Raw genomic sequence first — 18,278 nt, forward strand, 5'->3', positions numbered from 1 at the left:
AGCCGGCTGCGGGTGTCAACCAGCGCCAGGGCGCTGGCCGACACCCGCCAGGGGTTAGAAGGACGAGACGAGGGTCAGGCGGACATTGCGGGCATCACCGATATAGGTGAAGGCGCCGCTGCGATAAGCCGCCGTGTAGTAATTCTCGTCGGTGAGATTGCCGACATTCAGGCGCACGCTTGTCTGTTCGGTGAATTCCCAGGTCGCGAAGGCGTCGAGCACCGTATAGGCCGGGATTTCATAGCTGCCGCCAGCGGAATCGGGCTGGCCCGAAAACATCTCGCTGGAATAGGTGACGGCACCGCCGAAGGAGAGTTGCGGTGTCGCCTGGTAGCGCAGCTGCAGATAGGCGCTGTTATCGGCAAAATTGCTCAGCGTGCCACCGATCTGGGAGGCGGTAATCGATTCCGTCACTTCCGAGGACATGAAGGCGGCGCCGAACTGGACCGAGAGCTCGTCAGTGATATTGCCGACGAGGCCGAATTCGATCCCGGTGACCTGGTTTTCGCCGGTATTGAGCGTGCCCAGCGCCTCATAATCGCTGCCGACATTTTCCATCACATTGCTCTTGGTGATCTGGAAGGCCGCGACGGTGAACAGGAGCTGGTCGTCATAGAAGCTCCATTTGCTGCCGAGCTCGATATTGAGCGTGTCTTCCGGTTCGCTCAGCACGACCTGGTCCGGCGTGCCGCACAGCCCGCCATAACCACAACTGCCGCCAACATCGGACTCGCCGCCATTGATATTGCTTGAGGTCGAGAAGCTCAGATAGATATTGGCGTCCTCGGTGACGTCATAGACCAGACCGATATGGCCATTCCACAATTCGTCGGAATAATCATAGGACGTGGTTGTGCCGCCCCGGGTCACGCCATTGGTATAATCGAAACTGTCCAGACGCACGCCGGCGAAGAGCGAGAGGCGATCGGTCAGATCGACCGTGTCCATCGCATAGAGCGAGAGCGTGTCGACATTATAGTCCGAATCCTGGACGCCGCGGCTGATATCGCGCCCCATCAGAGTGCCCAGATTGGCGACCGTATCGCCATTGGCGTCGACCATGCAGTAATTCGGAGACGCGCCGCCACGGCCGGAGGTGACGCAATTGGTCGCGCCGGTATTGTTGATGTCATAGACGCCATTGACCACGCTGAGATCGGAATATTCGACGCCAAACACGAAGCTGTGCGACAGGCCGGCCAGCTCAGTATCCCAGAAGGCATTGGCCTGGTTGACGAGGTATTCGACCTCCTGCCAGCCTTGGTGGGTGCTCAGGCCGATCGTCGGGGCGCCCGGTGCATCGGGATCGGTCGCGTGACGATCCGTGCCACGTGCGCCGGTGACGACATAGCCGTTCTCCGTCGTGCCATAGCGCAGCGCATTCTCGATGCGCAGATTGTCAGCCGGTTGCCAGCTTGTGCGGAAGGTGAAGACATTCACCGTCGATTCCAGGAAGTCCTCGTTTTGCAGATAGACCGGGATATCGTCGACCGGCGCGCCGCCTCCGGGAATGATATAGGTCCCCAGATCGGTATCGCCCGAGGCATCGAGGAAATAGTAATCGGCGACGAAGTTCAGCGTATCGCTGGCCTCGATGGCGAGTGACAGGGCGGCACCATTGCGTTCACGCTCGGCCGGGCCGCGATCGGGCACTTCCTCATAGGCGTGCAGGAGATTGGCCCGCAGGGCGACGGTGTCGGTCAGCGGCATGTTGGAATCGAGCGTGAAACGGCGATAGCCATCCGTGCCGATGCCGATTTCCAGATTGTTGAAATCATACTCCAGGCCGGCCTGTTTGGTGATCGAGTTGATCGCCCCGCCGGTCGAGCCGCGCCCGGCAAAGGTCGAGCTTGGGCCTTTGGTGATCTCGATCTGCTCGACGGCAAAGCTTTCGCGGATCGTCATGCCCGGATCGCGCAGACCGTCGACGAAAACATCGCTGCGCGCTTCATGACCACGGATGACATAGCGGTCGCCAAAGGCATTGCCGTTTTCGCCCGTGCCCAACGTGATGCCCGGCTGGCGGTCGAGGGTTTCGCGCAGATCGGTGGTGCCCGCTTCCTGGATCGCCGTCTGGGTCAGGACGCTGATCGTCGCCGGGGTCTCGGCGATGGTTTCGGTGCGGCGGCTGTCGCCGGAGATGCGCGCCTTGTAGGGCACGCCGTCTTCCGCATAGGGATTGGTGTCGAGCGTACGCTCCTCGATCCGCAGCGTGTCGAGCTCGAGCGTGCCTTCCTCGGAGGATTGTTGCGCCATGGCCTGGCCGCCCAGCAGCATGGCCGAGGCACCTAGCGCCAGCATGGCCTTATGGCTGCCGGCCTTGGTCGGGGCGGGGTGGCGCAGGCTGACGGGGCGCCGGATAGCAGGGGATGTACGGGTCATTGGAGTCTCCGGATAATCAGTTGGTGATGAGTGAGAATTCGATGGGAAGCGTGATGGTGAGCCGTTCCAGACCCATGGAGTCGGGAATCGGCGGGAGGGGGCTGGCGCGCTGAAGCACGGCGAGGGCGGCCTGGTCGAGGCCCGCATGGCCGGAGGTTTCTGCCAGTTCCGCCGAGAGGACATGGCCCTCGCGATCAATCGTGAACCGGACGCGGACAATGCCTTCGACATGGGCGCGCATCAGTTCGGGCGGATAGACGCGATGCTCGACCAGCGCTGCCATCAGGGCGCGGATATAGTCCTGCTGCTCGCGCGCCGCGCGGCGGCCTTCGCGGCCGGAACGCGCGCCCTGCCTGGCGGAGGCTTCCGGGCTTGTTGCCTCGGAGGTGGCCGGCCCGGCTGGCTGTGCGCTGCCGGGCTGGCTCTGGCCGTCTGTAGATGTGGCGGCGGGATCAGGCGGGGTGTCGGCGTCGGGCAGGGGCTCGACCGGTTGAACGGGCTCGGGCGCAGGCTCTGGTTCCGGCTCAGGTTCGGGCTCGGGCTCGGGACGGGGGGGCGGTGCCGGTCGGACCGGCTCCGGGCGCGGCGCCACCGTCTCGGGACGAATTGTGTCCGACAGGGCATCGACCGGAATGATCTCCGCCTCGACCGGCTGAGGTGCGGCTTCCGGAGCCGCGGGCGGGGTGAAACGCACCAGATTGACCTGGCGCATCGCCGCCGGCGCGGCCGTCTCGGCGCCGCCCTCCGGTATGGCAATGCCAGCGGGGGCGGACAGCAGGAGAATGGCTGTCAGACCGGCAGCATGCAGCAGGATAGCGGCAAGAAGGGCGGAGACCTTATCCATCGGCGGGCGTCTCGCGGGCCGTGATCAGCAAAATCCCCTGCGAGCCGGCGGTCTCATAGGCCCGCAACAACGCATTGATCCGCGCACCCGACGCCTCGGCATCAGCGAACAGGACGCCGCGCCGCTCGATCAACGTGCCGGTAATGTCAGTGATTTCAACGGTATCGCCACGAAACACCAATCGTCCATCGGCCGCGAGATAGAGCCAGTCGGCAGGGGCAAATTCGACATCATCGAAACTGACCGCCTGGGTCGGCGCCATGATCGACTTCTCGATCGGCGATTGCATGCTGCCGGCCATCAGGAAAAAGATGAGCAAAAGGAAGACGATATTGATCAACGGTAGCGCCGCCTCAACCGGTGGCCGGCGCGTATCATGGCGTGCGATGAAATCGGCGCCGGCACTCATGGCTGCGGTGCCTCGCCCGCCAGGCCGAAACTGACCTCATAGCCGCGCTCGATCAGACGGGTCTGAAGGTCGATCGCATCGCCAAGCTTTGCCGTATCGGCCATCCCGAGCACGACCGGATTGGCCAGGCTGTCGGGCAGGGCTGACAGGGCCGCCTCGCAGGACAGGTCGGTCTGGCGCAGGCGGCAGGCGCCATCCCCGTTAAGGGTGATGATCCAGTTGTCCTGATTGTCCTGGACGGGCGCCGTTGTCGTCGTCACCACCGTCATCGGCACTTGCTGATACTCACTGAATTGCACCACAAGCATGAAGAAAATCAACAAGATGAAGACGACATCGATCAGCGGCGTCAGGCCGGTGGCGGGTTTGCGCCTTGAGGTGGATTCGGGGATCATGGCGCCGGCCCTAGCGGGCGGAACCGGCGCGCTCACGGGCGCGCAAGGCATTTGAGATCCGCGCCAGAAGCGCATTCATCGCGATGCGGGCATTCTCCAGGCCGCGATCAAAATGATGCCAGGCGATCAGCGCCGGCAGCGCCACGATGAGACCGGCAGCGGTCGTCAGCAGGGCTTGCCAGATACCGCCCGACAGCACGGATGGATCAATCTGGCTGCCCGCCATTTCCAGCTGTTTGAAGGCTTCGATCATGCCGAGCACCGTGCCCAGCAGGCCCATCAGCGGTGCCGCGCCGGCTATCACTTCGAGCAGGCGCATACCGGTGCGCAAATCATTCAATTGCTCGGTCGCCAATATGGTCAGCTCGTCGAGGATATCCTGACGCGGCGTGCCGGCGCGGTGCAGCTTGCTCGCCATTGCCGCCAGCACTTCATAGGGCGCCCGCGCAACATTGCCTTCGGGGCCGAGCACCGTGGCGAGCAGGGCCTCGGTCCGGCGCGAATTGAGGGCGAGTTTCGCCGCGGAATGACGCGCAAAAACATAGAGAATAGCCGCGATCGAGACGACCGACCCGACGGCCAGAATCCAGATCACCCAACCGCCCTGCACCAGCCAAACCGGAACCAGATCCATCGCCATACGCCTGCCCTCAACCCTTGGAGTTTGTGAATGCGAATAAGTCGCATTGTTGATCCGGGGTCAAGTTTGTTGTTCAGGGCAGGGCAGCACGATGGCCGATCGGGCAATTATACCGGAGTATTTCGAGCGGGTGCCGCGCGCGCCGGCCCGGTTCCGGGGCGGGGATTTTCAAAAAAGCCAATGAGTTCGCGTGGTTGGAGCGCTATAAATGGTGAGTGTCCCCGTTTATTTGAAACGGTATTTTTCTCGAGGTTTACCGGTGCAGCCCATATGTATACCTTAGGTCGCGACGGTCGGGCGCTGGAAAATCTATGCTCTTGGGGCGATCCTACTTGCGGCGGCAGGTACTGTCAGACGAACGCGAACCGGTCTCCGAAATCGACCACCGACCTTAACTCAGGCTTCAAGTTGACGCCATTCGACCAGGGCGACGGACCGGCATTGCTTGAACGTTTCTCTGCGGTTTAAGTGACGTTCGTGGCTGAAGTGATTGTGGACGGATGATTGGGCTGAAACGAATTTCTGCAAGGTCTCGAAGCTGCGAAACTTGCCCATGGCGCGTTCCTTTCGCCTAAAGGGAAGGTGGGAGTTTTCCGCACGGTTGTTGAGCCAGCGCCCGGTCTCCTGGCGGCCGGCATTGCCGACCAGTTTCATGGCAGCCTTGTAGGACCCGAGCCGATCGGTCACGACCACATGTGGATTGCCGTAGCGCTTCATGGCTTTGCGCAAAAATCTCAGCGCAGCATGGCGATCACGCCGCTTGGTGACATAGGCCTCAAGCACCTCGCCTTCGTGATCGACGGCGCGCCAGAGATAGTGAAGCTCACCGTTGATTTTGACGAAGACCTCGTCGAGATGCCACGCCCAGTTTGAGTGATTTTGGTTCTGAACTCGCCGCTTCCGGATCTGCGCCGCAAACATGGGACCGAAACGGTTCCACCAGAAGCGCACCGTTTCGTGCGTGATATCCATCCCGCGCTCGTGGAGCAGGTCCTCGACGTTTCGGAGCGAGAGTGGAAACCGGATGTACATCATCACGGCAAGGCGGATGATCTCGGGCGAAGTCTTGAAATATTTGAACGGATTACGCATTGGGGGAGGCTAGGGAACTACGTCGCCGCGCTCAAGGCGAAGTTCTTCTGACAGGACCCAGCGCCGCCCTGGGTGGCCGCCCGCACCGGATTAATAGGTGCCTGTCACCATCTATTTTTTTGCATTTATCTATTCGCTGTCATGATCATCCGACGTATCCGGCCTCTTCGCTCTCAATTGGAGCGCAACTAGTGCGATCACCAACATCGAAACATACGCAATCACGGAGAAGCTCCCCACTGATCGCCAATAGGCCTCGCAGTTAGGGGCACCGAAAAGACAGACCCCTCGTGTTTCTCGCATCCCCAGACCTAAGCTTCCCACCAAAATATCATATGGCACGAACAAGACGGCATAGATTCCGGCAACTAAAATCAAGGGGTACAACAATATCCGCATAACCGCTCCCTACTGGCAAGATGACCGATCCCGCGTGCAATCCAAGATGTCCGCGGAAGGGTTTATGTTGATATCCTCGACGTTGGGCGCGCGAATCCCATTATATGTGTTGGCGGAACTTCCAGAGCCCATCAGATATCCGCTAACCGGCTCAATCTGCGTCAGAAAGGAGATACCGGGCTCGGCCAGCTGGTCTAACGTCAATTGCCCCGCCTCTGCGCCTAGTGCCGCCGCAAGCCCTTCATCTAGATGCGTTCCCCGCAACGCCTCTCCAAGTGCACCACCAATCAATCTACCTCCAATTTCACTGAACATTACACCGGCTTTCGCGCCCGCGACTTCAGAGACTGCCGCCGCTATCGCGTCGGTAGCTGACTCTGGGGAGAGTTCGCCATGTGCAAAATCACTCGCGATGCTCTTAAATGCACCATTGAAGTAGGCTGTTCGCACCGTTAGTGCTGGATTATATGCCACGAGTCCCGCTGTCATTCCGTCACCGAATGCGGTGATCGCGATGTCAGTCCCATCGGCCCCATTCGCGGCGGCGATTCCTGCTCCGATGCTTGCCCCAATGAGGGCGGAGTAGTGAACGCGGTTTTTGTACATCTGGTAAACAGTGCGGTACTGCGACTGCTCCCCCGTAGGATCGGTGAGATTCAACGGATTATTCCCGACATAGGCATACAGATTCATCTGGTCCGCATAGCCAATCGGATCGGTCTCCAGAAACCGCCCGATCTGGGGCCAGTAATAGCGGGCGCGGTAGTAATACAGCCCGCTCTCGGCGTCGAAGCGCCGCCCGGTATAGCGGAAGGGATTGCCGGAGGTGGCGAGCGGGGCTTCGACGCCATAGGGGGTGTAGACATACTGGTCGGTGAGGGCGCCCGATTGCTGGTTGGACAGGGCGATCCCCGTCACGCCCGCAGCCCGCGCAAGGGGGTGAGGACGGACAGATTTAGAAAAATGCGGCCGAGCCGGTTGGCGTGATAGTACTGGCGGGTCAGCGCCGCGCCCGTGGCCGGGTCGGTGACGATCATCGTCTCGCGCTGATCGATGCCGGGCCCGGGCACATAGCGCACCAGGTACTGCCCGGCCGCATTGACCTCGCCGATCTCCATGCCGCCGGCATGCACATAGCCGGTCCAGCTGGCACCGCTATTGAGGCTCTTGCCGATGCGCCGGCCGATCACGTCATATTGATAGGTGGTGGTCTGGCCCGGCTCGGCGATGCCGGTCAGCCGGTTGCGGGTGTCGTGATTGAAAAAGCGCGTGCCGTCGCCGGAGAGATTGTCGCTGCCGTCATAGGTGAGCGACCAGCTCGATGCGCCCGCCGATCCTGTCAGCGAGACGGTATCGTATTGATTGACGGTATTGGTCGGCTCGTCAGTGCGCACCGAGTTGGCGCTGTCGAAGTCCCAGCTCTCGCTGGCACCGGCGGCGGACCGGTTGCTTGTGTCCCGATTGTCTGGCGATCCATCGCCCAACCCTGCCTGTCCACGCAATTCCGGGCGCGGTTATACTGGGGGGGATGGTCGCGATGCGGCAAGTGCGGACATTATGAGGACGGGTTCAAGGCAGAATGCGAAATCGATATGCGGTTGTTTTTACGAGGGGTTTTCAAGTGTCGCAGGCGAAGTTTCAGCAACTGAAGCGCATGCCGGCGCATCATCAACGGCACATCTGCGGTGAGCCAGCGGCGAGTCCAGGGCAGATCAGTGGCAAACAGGGTGACACTCCCGGCCGGCGCAGGCTCGATCGCCGACGGCGCCGAGTGGCCGCAGTCCGGGACCGGTGTCGAGGTTTGGCGATTGGGGGTAGTGGCGGAGAGGAAGGGATTCGAACCCTCGGTACGCTTTTGGCGTACACTCCCTTAGCAGGGGAGCGCCTTCGACCACTCGGCCACCTCTCCACCTGCGGGTTTAGAATGCCCCGGCGGGGCTATCAAGCGCGAGTTGCGGCGATTTGCGATCCGATTGCAGGGGCGCGGTGCGCGAGACCCGCAATGGCTCGCCTGGCAACGGGCCTGGCGCCGCTCCGGCGGGGTCAGACGGGGTGGGGCCGGACGGGCCCGTAATATTTTCGCCAGCTTTTGATTGACTCACACGCAAAGGTGGTGAAGCCTGATTTTGTTCAATCTATGGATATAGGGGAAATCTCATGATCTCAGGAAAATCTCTCATGATGGCTGGCGTGGTTGCTGCCCTGGCGCTGGTCGCGGGGCCGTCGGCGATTGCCTCTGGCGGCGATGCCCTCGCGTCTGCGGACGCGCCCCAGCCGCGCATGCTCAGCGCTGCCGAGCTTCAGGCCTACCGGACAGGGCGGGCCAATACTGTTCCCGACAATTGCTGGGTCGAGACCTCACCCTTCACCAACCAATGCATTGGTGTTGTCTGCATCGAAGAAGGCTTCTGGGTCCTGTATGAGTGCGGCGAATTCGGCCTCTAGCCAATCTGCCGATTGCGCTCACAGCAATGCCCGGTTCGTTGATCGAACCGGGCATCTGCCTGTCTGGCCGTCAGAATGGCGGCGGATATCGATGCGAAGCGCTAGAAAAACGCCTGCAGACCGGTCTGGGCACGGCCCAGGATCAGGGCATGGACGTCGTGGGCACCCTCATAGGTATTGACGGTTTCCAGATTGACCATGTGGCGCATGACCTGGAATTCTTCCGAAATCCCGTTGCCGCCATGCATGTCGCGCGCCTGGCGGGCGATATCGAGCGCCTTGCCGCAATTATTGCGTTTGACGATCGAGATCATTTCCGGCGCCGCCTTGGCCTCGTCCATCAGGCGGCCGACGCGCAATGAGGCCTGCAGGCCCAGCGCGATCTCGGTCTGCATGTCGGCGAGCTTCTTCTGGTAGAGCTGGGTCTGGGCGAGGGGGCGGCCAAATTGCTGACGGTCGAGTCCGTATTGGCGTGCCGCATGCCAGCAGAATTCCGCCGCACCGAGCACGCCCCAGGAAATGCCGTAGCGGGCCCGGTTGAGACAGCCGAACGGGCCTTTCAGGCCGGAGACATTCGGCAAGAGCGCGTCCTCGCCGACCTCGACATTCTCCATCACGATCTCGCCGGTGATCGAGGCGCGAAGCGAGAGCTTGCCGCCGATCTTCGGAGCGGAGAGGCCCTTGGTGCCCTTGTCGAGCACGAAGCCGCGGATCTTGCCGTCATGGGCGTCCGACTTGGCCCAGACGACGAAGACATCGGCGATCGGGGAATTGGAGATCCACATTTTCGAGCCATTGAGGCGATAGCCGTCAGCGGTCTTTGTGGCGCGGGTTTTCATGCCGCCCGGATCGGAGCCGGCATCCGGCTCGGTCAGGCCGAAACAGCCAATCCATTCGCCGCTGGCGAGCTTGGGCAGATATTTCATCCGCTGCGCTTCGGAGCCATAGGCGTAGATCGGATACATCACCAGCGAGGACTGGACCGACATCATCGAGCGATAACCCGAATCGACACGCTCGACCTCGCGGGCGACCAGCCCGTAGGCGACATAGCCCAGCTCGGCGCCGCCATAGGCTTCCGGAATGGTCGAGCCGAGCAGGCCCAGCTCACCCATTTCGCGGAAAATCTCCGGATCGGTCTTTTCCTCGCGATAGGCCTCGATGACGCGCGGTTGCAGCTTGTCCTGGGCATAGGCGCGGGCGGCATCGCGGACCAGGCGTTCTTCCTCGGTCAGCTGGTCGTCGAGGCGGAAGGCATCTTCCCAGTCGAAACGGCCCAGATCTGGTGCATCCTTGGCTTTAAGCGTGGTCATTGGTCTTTCGTCCCTGTGCCTGGTGCCGCTCGTACGGCGCTGAAATCCGGCTTTCGCTTCTCGAGAAAGGCGCGATAGCCCTCGTTGAAATCTGCGTGGCTGAAAGCCCCGGCGAACAGCGCTTTCGTTGCGTCGCTGTCCTGGTTCTGCCCGGCGAGAACGCGGGCAATCATCTGCTTGGTGAATTCGGCCGAATGCGGCGACATGTCCAGTAGCTGATCCACATATTCGCTCACCAGACGGTCCAGTCCCGAGGGCGAGGTGACGCGGCTGGCAAGTCCGCAGGCCAGCGCTTCGGCGGCGTCGAGCGTGCGGGCCGAGAACAACATGTCCTTGGCCATTGCCGCGCCGACGCTATCAACCAGGCGTTTGGTGTCGTTGAAGGGATAGATCAGCCCCATCTTGGCGGGCGTGATGGCGAAGCGGGCGCTTTCATCGGCAAAGCGCAGATCACAGGCCAGCGCCAGGGCGCAGCCGCCGCCGACGCAGGCGCCGCGGATCATGGCGATCGTCGGATGCGGGAAGGCGGCGAGGGCGTCGAGCGCGGCCGCGATCTGGCGGGAATAGGTTCCGGCGCGCTCCGGCGTCGCGTAAACTTCGGCGAATTCGGAAATATCGGCGCCCGACGCGAAGGCATTGCCGGCGCCGCGCACGATCAGCACGCGGCAATCAGCGGCGAGACCGTCCAGCAGGCCGGGCAGGGCGGCCCACATCGCCTGGGTAAAGGCATTGCGGGTGTGTGGCCGGTCGAGCACGAGTTCGGCCACCGCACCGCGGCGCTCTAGGGTCAGGCCTTCAATCGGCGGCTGGGTCATTGCGGGGAAAATCTCTTTGCGGACAGGCGTGGCGCAGCGAAGCCTTGGTATCGCCAAGCAAACCAGCATAAACCTGTGGCCCTGAGTCATAAAAGCGCCGCGCTGCGTTTTGCGTAGCGATGCCGGGGAGGGCGTTATGAACCAACAGACAATCGTCGTGCTGATCACGCTGGTGATCTATAACCTCATTTTGATCGGGGTTGGCGTCTGGGCCAGCAAGCGCAACCGGAATGAATCCGACTTCTTCGTTGCCAGCCAGGGATTGGGGGCCTGGGTTGCCGGCCTCTCCTACGCCGCCTCGACTTCCTCGGCCTGGGTGCTGCTCGGCTTCACCGGCTTCGTCTATGCCACCGGCCTGTCGGCCCTGTGGATGGTGCCGGGGATCTGGGGTGGCTATGTCGCGGTCTGGCTCTGGTTCGGCAAGCGCCTGCGCGAGGAAACCGCCGAGCGTGGCCATGTCACGCTGACCGATTTTCTCGCCGCGCAGACCTCTGGCCGGATGCGGGTGCTGATCACCGGACTGGCCTCGATCCTGATCGTGTTCTGCTTTGTTTTCTATATCGCGGCCCAGTTCGGCGCCGCGGCGGCCGCCTTCGAAACCCAATTCCCTGTCAACCAGACCCAGGCCGTCATGATCGGCGCTGCGGTGATCCTGATCTATTCCCTGCTCGGAGGCTTTTGGGCGGTCAGTGTCACCGACATGCTGCAAGGTTTCATGATGGTGCTGGTCGCGCTCACCCTGCCGGTGGCGGCCCTGATCGCGGCAGGTGGTCCGGCGCAGGTTTTCGCGACCCTCGCGGCCGAAGCGCCGCCGGAATATCTCCAGATCACGGGTGGCCGGGCCGGCTTCATGCTGGTTGGATTTGTGCTCGGCGTCTGGGGAGTCGGTATCGGTGCGCTGGGACAGCCGCAGCTCATGTCGCGCCTGATGGCGGTGAAGGATGAGGCGGCGCGCTATCGCGGCTTCGCCATTGCGATCATCTGGGCCGTGATCATGTTCACCGGCATGACGGTTCTGGCGCTGGCTGGCCGCGCGCTGGTCGGCGGTGCGGAGAATGGGGAAAACCTGTTCTATCTCCTCGCCGGTGATCTCCTGCCGCCGGTCCTGGCCGGGATTGTTCTGGCCGCCGTGCTTTCGGCGGTGATGTCGACGGTCGATTCCATCCTGCTCGTGGCTGCCGCCGCGATCGCCCATGATATGGGCCTGTCGCGCCGCTTTCCCGGCAGTGAGTTGACCGTCTCGCGCATCGTAATGCTGGCCATTGCGTTGGTGGCGATCTGGATGACGCTGGCCCTGCCGAGCACGATTTTCGCCCGTGTTCTCTTTGCCTGGGCAGCGCTGGGCGCAGCCTTCGGCCCGATCATCATCATGCGGGTGATGCGCATTGACCCAAGCGGCCGCGCCACGCTCGCCGCCATGGCCACCGGCTTCGCGCTGACGGTGTTCTTCAACGCGCTTGGTGCGCTCGATCCGGCCGGTCTTGATGGCGTCATGCGCACGCTGGCCGGGTTGGCCCGCCTGCCGGGCGATCCGTTCGAGCGTGTTGTGCCCTGGGTGCCGGCACTGGCGATCCTGTGGCTGGGCCGGCAGCGGAGGGGGTAACAGGAATCGAAGGCGCCCCGGTGCTGCGCCCGCGAGTGGAGCGTCAGCCTGTCACCAGGGTATCGGCCCGGACATCGATTTTTGAAACCCGATCAACGCGGTGAGCACGCCTTGGCTGTCAGGGTCTGGCGCGCGTGAGCTGGCGAATGCAGCGCGCCGTATTCGCGGCCCCGAGTCCAGCTCAACAGCCCGGCGTGCCTTGCGCACCGCTGACGGTGAACACCTACTCGCCTGGCGTCGAACAATGCCGGCGGGAATAATGAAAACGGTGTTTTTGTATGGCGGCTAGCCCGTCATGGCGCGCATGAGCGGCGCGGTGGATGACGGATCTGGGTCCGCTTTTCCGCCAGAGTCAGATGGTTTCGCCCTGCGGGTGGGGTGCGGATCCTCCTCGAGGGGGCTGGCCGTGAAAGCCGCTACAACCCCTGCGGTCAATATGCACTTCTCCTCGCGCGGGTCGCTGGACCGGGGCGGGCGAAGCAGCCTACCGCTTGTGGCGTGTTGTTGGGGCTTTGATCTTGCGTAAATTGCTTGTGGCGGCCCTGGCCGGGGTTACGGGAATGGCGGGCGCACTGCCGGCTGGCGGCCAGGATATTCATATCGTTCATTGTTATCGCGGTGCCTGTCCGGCCGGGACGCCGGTCAGCAATGACCTGGTTGTGCGTGAAATCTATGCGCTCTCGGCCAATGATGACACCAAGCTGGCCGACTGGGTCGCCTATCGGGTCACGCGAGAAACCATGGGGTCGTCGGCGGACCTGAACCGTAATTGGCGCACCGATGAATTCCTTGCCGAGGACGAGACGCTGGAGGCTGGGCGCGGCGCGCGCGATGACTACCAGGGCGCCAACCGGGCCCATGGCTATGATCGTGGTCATCAGGCGCCGCTGGCCTCCTTTGCGGGCACACCGTTCTGGCGCTCGACCAATATCTATTCCAACATTACGCCGCAAAGCGCGGCCCTCAACCAGGGCGCCTGGGTGGCGCTGGAAACCGCAGTGCGCGATCTCGCCTGGGCGCAGCGCGAACTCTATGTCCTGACCGGCCCACTCTATGAACGCGACATGCCGGGGCTGGACAATGCCGGCGAGCCGCACCGCGTACCGTCCGCCTACTGGAAACTGGTGATCGATGCCGCGGGCAATTCCACCGGCTTTCTGTTCGACCAGGAAACGCCGCGCGATGCGGATTATTGCGATCATCGCAGCACGCTCGCCGAAATCGAGCGGCGCTCGGGTCTGGTTCTCGTGGGCGAAGGCCTGAGCCGGGCCGGCGGCGATCTGGGTGCGGCACTCGGTTGTGTCGTCGCCTGAAGCGCTTGCCGGGCGGGCCTGGCTTGCCGGCCGAGCCTGCGCCCTTTAGGCTCTGCCGCATGACAAGATGTCCATCCCGTCTTCTGCCGGCACGCGCAGGGCAGCGAATTACGGACCCGGTCCCGCATTGCGGGCCGGGTTATTGTGTTCGATCCGACGGGATGCCTGCCGCGCTCTGAAGCCCGGGCGTCCGCCACCCTGTGGAGCGCCCATGTTCAATTCCCCCACACTCCATCTCGTCTGCGGCAAGATCGCGGCGGGAAAATCAACCCTGTGCCGTCAACTCGCCGCGGCACCGGCGACCGTACTGCTTGCCGAAGATGACTGGCTGTCGGGTCTCTACCCCGGCGAGATCAACAGTCTGGATGACTATGTGCGCTGTTCGCGCCGTCTTCGCGCGCTGGTCGGGCCGCATGTCACAGAATTGCTGCGCGCAGGCCTTGGTGTTGTGCTCGATTTTCCGGCCAATACGCTCGCGTCACGAAGGTGGATGCGATCCATCATCGAGGAATCAGGGGCCGGGCACCGGCTACACCTGATTGAGCTCGATGATGCGAGCTGCAAGGCGCGCCTGCGGCGCAGAAATGCGGCGGGCGGACACGCTTACCAGGCCAGCGATGCCGAGTTTGATCTGTTCACACGCTATTACGTGCCGCCGGGGGTAGAGGAGGGGTTTGAAATCATTATGCATCCGGGGTGAGTAGCGGGTGTTGGCCGAAGCGAGCCGGGTGAGGACGGCCCGCCTATCAGCCCGCGGTCCTGCCCCTGCGACACCGAGGCCCTTGACGAAGCGACCGTCCCGTAAGACCAACCACCCATGATCGCTGAACTCGGCCAGGCCGCCCTCATTCTCGCTTTTGTCGTCGCACTTTTGCAGGCCGTGCTCGGCTTTGCCGGCGTGGCCGTCCGCGACCCGGTGTTTCATGGTTTTGCGCGGGCCGGGGCGATGGCCCAGTTCGTGCTGATCGCGTCAGCCTTTGCCTGTCTGACCGCGTTGTTTGTGGTGTCGGATTTTTCCGTGCTGGTGGTCGCGCAGAACTCGCACACGCTAAAGCCTTTCCTCTACAAACTCTCTGGCGTCTGGGGCAATCATGAGGGCTCGATGCTGCTCTGGGCCCTGATCCTGACCGGTTATACGGGGGCGTTGGCCCTGTTGGGGCAGCATGTGGCGCCGCGACTGATCACGCTGACATTCTCGGTGCAGTCGCTGATCACGGCGGCCTTCCTCGCCTTTTTGATCTTCACCTCCAATCCGTTCGCACGGCTGTTTCCGGTGCCGCTGGACGGTGCCGATCTCAACCCGCTGCTCCAGGATCCCGGTCTCGCCTCGCATCCACCCATGCTCTATGCCGGCTATGTCGGGTTTTCGATTACCTTCTCCTTTGCCGTCGCGGCCCTGATCGAGGGGCGGGTCGATGCGCGCTGGGCGCGGATCGTGCGCCCCTGGGCACTGACGGCCTGGACCTTTCTGACGGTCGGCATCGCGCTCGGTGCCAGCTGGGCCTATTACGAGCTGGGCTGGGGTGGCTGGTGGGCCTGGGATCCGGTCGAGAACGCCTCGCTCATGCCCTGGCTGGCGGGCACGGCCTTCATCCATTCGCTGCGGGTGATGGAAAAGCGCGACACGCTCAAGGCCTGGACCATATTGCTGGCGCTGCTCACCTTCTCACTGTCGCTGGCGGGAACTTTCCTGGTCCGCTCGGGTATCATTACCTCCGTCCATGCCTTTGCCGTTGACCCGGAACGCGGTGTGTTCATTCTCGGTATTCTGATTTTGGTGATCGGTGGCTCGCTGGTGCTGTACGGGCTGCGCGCCGGCCACCTCAAACCGACCGGCGTCTTCGCCGAGGTGAGCCGCGAGAGCACGCTGCTGGTCAATAATCTCTTCCTGGCTGCAGCTTGCGCACTGGTCTTTTTCGGCACCTTCTACCCGCTCTTCATCACCACGGTTTCCGACGAGACGATCTCGATTGGCGCACCTTTCTACCACGCCACCTTTATCCCGATGATGGCGGTGCTTTTCCTGCTGGTCCCGGTCAGCGGCATGCTGGCCTGGAAACGTGGCAAGCTCGGTCCGATTGCCAAAAAACTCGCTCCGGCCTTCATCGCGGCCCTTGTCGCGGGGCTGATCGCGCTCTGGATTGCCGAGCGTGAGGTCGTGGCCGGCGCCATTGGCTCCGCCCTGGCGGTGTGGGTTGGTCTGGGCGTATTGCTCGATCTGAAGTCGCGGGTGAAACTGTTCGAAGTCGATCTTGCCGCCAGCTGGGCGCGGGCCAAGCGCCTGCCAGCGGGGATATGGGGAATGATCGTGGCGCATTTCGGGCTCGCTGTCCTCATCTTCGCGGTTACCGGCGTCAGTGCCTGGAAGGATGAAGCCAGTGCTTTCCTGATGCCGGGCCAGGCGTTTGAGCTCGATGGCTATTCGATCGAACTGGTCGATGTCGTGCGTAGTGACCGGGAGAATTTCGTCTCCCAGGCCGGCACGTTGGCCATCTCGCGCGATGGCCGCGAGCTCGGTCACATGGTTGCCGAGCGGCGCTTCTATCCGGTGCGTGAGATGGCGACGACAGAATCGGCGATCCGGACCCGGCTTGATGGCGATCTCTATGTCACGATCGGCGAGGGCGTCGAAGGCCGCGGCTGGGCCGTGCACGCCTATATCTATCCGCTGGCGGTCTGGTTGTGGATCGGATCGGCCCTGCTCACCCTCGGTGGCTTGCTCGCACTCGGTGATCGCGGCCGGCGCGCCCTGACATCGCGCGATCTGGCCAAGCGCAAGCCGGGCGAAAAAACGGGTGCGGAGACGCCGTGATGGGACGCTGGCTCGCCTTCACCCCCTTGCTGGTATTCGCCGTGATGGCGATCTATTTCGGCATGGGCCTGCGCGAGGATCCGGGCGCCATTCCCTCGCAATTGATCGACGAGCCATTACCGGCTTTCGACTTGCCACCGGTTGCCGGTGCAGAGGCAGGCCTGTCCAACAGCGATCTGGCCGGGCATGTCAGCCTGGTCAATGTATTCGGGTCCTGGTGCCCGCCCTGTGCGATCGAACACCCGATGCTGATGCAGATCGCGCGTTCGCAGATCGTGCCGATTTATGGCGTTGACTGGCGCGACACGCCGGAGGCCGGAGCGGCATGGCTTGAGCGGCATGGGAATCCCTACACGGCTGTCGGTCTTGACCCGGAGAGCCATTTGGCGATCGATCTGGGGATCACCGGCGCACCGGAGAGTTTTCTGGTCGATGCCAGCGGGCGCGTGCGCTATCGCCATGTCGGTATCATCACGCAGCAGGACTGGGATGAAACCCTTCTGCCGCTGATCCGCGAGCTGGAGGCCTCATGATGCGCACCCTGATCGCTTGCCTCGCCTTGTTGCTCGCACCTGTCGCCCTGGCCGCACCATCACCGGACGAGGTCTATGCCGACGCCGCGATGGAACGTCGCGCCCGCGCGCTCTATACCCAATTGCGCTGTGTCGTCTGCCAGAGTCAGAGCATTGATGAATCCAATGCTTCGCTGGCTGAGGACATGCGGATCGTTGTTCGCGAGCGCCTCGCCGCGGGTGATAGCGATGCCGAAATTCTCGCCTATATGCAGGCGCGCTATGGTGATTACGTGCTGATGCTGCCGCCCCTGCAGGCCAATACGCTGGCGCTGTGGGGCCTGCCATTCTTTCTTCTCTTCGTGGGCGGTGGATTGATCATTGTCTATGTCCGGCGCCAGGCGCGCGGGATGGATGCTGCGTTGACCCCCGAAGAAGAGGCCGAACTGGCCGAGTTGATGGATGAGGAGGGCCAGTGATGCTGTGGATCCTGATTGCCGTGATGGCCAGCCTTACCGTTATCGCCCTGGTGATGCCCTTCATGCGACGCGATGCGGCGGCCGAACAGGACGGGCTGGGCGCGTTTTCCGGCCAGCTTGAGGAATTGGAGCGCGACCGCGAGCTTGGCCTGATCGGCGCTGATGAAGCGCGTGCGGCCGAGATCGATATCAAGCGGCGTCTGCTGGCGGCTTCAGAGAATCGGGGCGATGCGGAGACGGCCCATCCGGTGCTGCGTCAGGGCGCGATCATCGCCTGTGGTCTGGGTGGTATCGCTGCGGTGGCGCTCTACATGGCGATCGGGACTCCGGATCCCGTCATCCCGATCGAGCCGGAAGCGGTTGAGGTGTCGGACGAAATGCGTGCCGTGCTGGACCAGGTCGACGCCCTGGCGGCCCAGATGGCGGCCAATCCCGACGATGCCCAGGGTTGGGCCGTGTTGGGGCAATCCTATCTCAGCCTTGGCCGCTACAATGAGGCGGCACAGGCCTTCGATCAGGCCATTAACATCGTTCCGGATTCGGCTTTTCTGTTTGCCTCACTGGGGCAGGCCCTGTTGTTCGACGCCAATGGCATGATGACACCGGCGGCGCGCGAGGCCTTTGCCCGCGCGCTTGATCTCGAGCCGACGGATGTGCGGTCACGTTTCTTCATGGCCGAGGCCCAATACCAGTCGGGCGAGACCGATGCGGCGCAGGCGGCCTGGCAGGCCTTGCTGGCGGAGGCGCCACCGGAGGCGAGCTATCGCGCGATGATCGAGGCGAGGCTGGCAGCCATGGCGACGGAGCCGGGCGAGCCGGAATAGT

Annotated in this window: 18 protein-coding genes and 1 tRNA gene; 8 read left to right on the forward strand and 11 right to left on the reverse strand. The window is 62.8% G+C overall.

Features of this window, described 5'->3' with window-relative positions:
* Positions 1–54 precede the first annotated feature (54 nt).
* The 9 genes from BLT42_RS10220 to BLT42_RS10265 all read right to left on the reverse strand — a co-directional run bounded on the left by BLT42_RS10220 (position 55) and on the right by BLT42_RS10265 (position 8,070).
* Positions 55–2,382, reverse strand: a complete 2,328-nt coding sequence (locus tag BLT42_RS10220) for a TonB-dependent receptor (RefSeq protein WP_091770421.1) — start codon at positions 2,380–2,382, stop codon at positions 55–57.
* 16 nt (positions 2,383–2,398) lie between these two features.
* Entirely contained in the window at positions 2,399–3,226 is an 828-nt protein-coding gene (locus BLT42_RS10225) for an energy transducer TonB (RefSeq protein ID WP_091770423.1), read from the reverse strand.
* Complete coding sequence (locus BLT42_RS10230) at positions 3,219–3,635, reverse strand: ExbD/TolR family protein (protein WP_091770425.1); 417 nt, start codon at positions 3,633–3,635, stop codon at positions 3,219–3,221. The genes BLT42_RS10225 and BLT42_RS10230 overlap by 8 nt, the downstream gene beginning before the upstream one ends.
* Positions 3,632–4,030, reverse strand: a complete 399-nt coding sequence (locus tag BLT42_RS10235) for an ExbD/TolR family protein (RefSeq protein WP_091770427.1) — start codon at positions 4,028–4,030, stop codon at positions 3,632–3,634. The genes BLT42_RS10230 and BLT42_RS10235 overlap by 4 nt, the downstream gene beginning before the upstream one ends.
* A 10-nt stretch (positions 4,031–4,040) precedes the next feature.
* Positions 4,041–4,670, reverse strand: coding sequence for a MotA/TolQ/ExbB proton channel family protein (locus BLT42_RS10240; protein WP_091770429.1), 630 nt, complete (start codon positions 4,668–4,670; stop codon positions 4,041–4,043).
* A gap of 396 nt (positions 4,671–5,066) precedes the next feature.
* Positions 5,067–5,762, reverse strand: a complete 696-nt coding sequence (locus BLT42_RS10245) for an IS6 family transposase (RefSeq protein WP_091770431.1) — start codon at positions 5,760–5,762, stop codon at positions 5,067–5,069.
* 408 nt (positions 5,763–6,170) lie between these two features.
* A complete protein-coding gene (locus tag BLT42_RS10255) occupies positions 6,171–7,079 on the reverse strand; it encodes an RHS repeat-associated core domain-containing protein (protein ID WP_233342426.1) in 909 nt (302 codons plus the stop codon).
* Positions 7,076–7,645: a hypothetical protein gene (locus BLT42_RS15235; protein WP_233342427.1), complete on the reverse strand. Its 570-nt coding sequence runs from the start codon at positions 7,643–7,645 to the stop codon at positions 7,076–7,078. The genes BLT42_RS10255 and BLT42_RS15235 overlap by 4 nt, the downstream gene beginning before the upstream one ends.
* 334 nt (positions 7,646–7,979) lie before the next feature.
* Positions 7,980–8,070: transfer RNA gene (locus tag BLT42_RS10265), tRNA-Ser, on the reverse strand.
* 269 nt (positions 8,071–8,339) lie between these two features.
* Between BLT42_RS10265 and BLT42_RS10270 the strand changes: the two genes are divergently transcribed.
* Complete coding sequence (locus tag BLT42_RS10270) at positions 8,340–8,606, forward strand: hypothetical protein (protein WP_091770440.1); 267 nt, start codon at positions 8,340–8,342, stop codon at positions 8,604–8,606.
* 101 nt (positions 8,607–8,707) lie between these two features.
* Here the strand turns inward: BLT42_RS10270 and BLT42_RS10275 are convergent, their stop codons facing one another.
* Entirely contained in the window at positions 8,708–9,919 is a 1,212-nt protein-coding gene (locus BLT42_RS10275; protein ID WP_091770442.1) for an acyl-CoA dehydrogenase, read from the reverse strand.
* Complete coding sequence (locus BLT42_RS10280; protein WP_091770444.1) at positions 9,916–10,734, reverse strand: enoyl-CoA hydratase/isomerase family protein; 819 nt, start codon at positions 10,732–10,734, stop codon at positions 9,916–9,918. Before BLT42_RS10280 ends, BLT42_RS10275 begins: the two co-directional genes overlap by 4 nt.
* Positions 10,735–10,870: 136 nt before the next feature.
* On the opposite strand from BLT42_RS10280, the gene BLT42_RS10285 reads away from it, so the two are divergent.
* The 7 genes from BLT42_RS10285 (at position 10,871) to ccmI (ending at position 18,277) form a co-directional block, all read left to right on the forward strand.
* Positions 10,871–12,337: a sodium/proline symporter gene (locus BLT42_RS10285; protein ID WP_091770446.1), complete on the forward strand. Its 1,467-nt coding sequence runs from the start codon at positions 10,871–10,873 to the stop codon at positions 12,335–12,337.
* Between the two features lie 518 nt (positions 12,338–12,855).
* Positions 12,856–13,650: a DNA/RNA non-specific endonuclease gene (locus BLT42_RS10290; RefSeq protein ID WP_143024107.1), complete on the forward strand. Its 795-nt coding sequence runs from the start codon at positions 12,856–12,858 to the stop codon at positions 13,648–13,650.
* Between the two features lie 211 nt (positions 13,651–13,861).
* On the forward strand, positions 13,862–14,350 hold the full coding sequence (locus BLT42_RS10295; RefSeq protein ID WP_091770450.1) for a P-loop nucleotide/nucleoside kinase family protein: 489 nt from the start codon (positions 13,862–13,864) through the stop codon (positions 14,348–14,350).
* Positions 14,351–14,467: 117 nt separating this feature from the next.
* Positions 14,468–16,462 carry a heme lyase CcmF/NrfE family subunit gene (locus BLT42_RS10300; RefSeq protein WP_091770452.1) on the forward strand — a complete coding sequence of 665 codons (1,995 nt, stop codon included), beginning with the start codon at positions 14,468–14,470 and terminating at the stop codon, positions 16,460–16,462.
* Positions 16,462–16,995, forward strand: coding sequence for a DsbE family thiol:disulfide interchange protein (locus tag BLT42_RS10305; protein WP_091770454.1), 534 nt, complete (start codon positions 16,462–16,464; stop codon positions 16,993–16,995). The genes BLT42_RS10300 and BLT42_RS10305 overlap by 1 nt, the downstream gene beginning before the upstream one ends.
* Positions 16,992–17,453 carry a cytochrome c-type biogenesis protein gene (locus BLT42_RS10310; protein ID WP_091770456.1) on the forward strand — a complete coding sequence of 154 codons (462 nt, stop codon included), beginning with the start codon at positions 16,992–16,994 and terminating at the stop codon, positions 17,451–17,453. The genes BLT42_RS10305 and BLT42_RS10310 overlap by 4 nt, the downstream gene beginning before the upstream one ends.
* Positions 17,453–18,277 (forward strand): c-type cytochrome biogenesis protein CcmI, encoded by an 825-nt coding sequence (gene ccmI / locus BLT42_RS10315; protein ID WP_091770458.1) that lies wholly within the window; start codon positions 17,453–17,455, stop codon positions 18,275–18,277. Before BLT42_RS10310 ends, ccmI begins: the two co-directional genes overlap by 1 nt.
* Position 18,278 lies beyond the last annotated feature (1 nt).

It is taken from the genome of Maricaulis salignorans, assembly GCF_900103475.1.
Taxonomy (GTDB): domain Bacteria; phylum Pseudomonadota; class Alphaproteobacteria; order Caulobacterales; family Maricaulaceae; genus Maricaulis; species Maricaulis salignorans.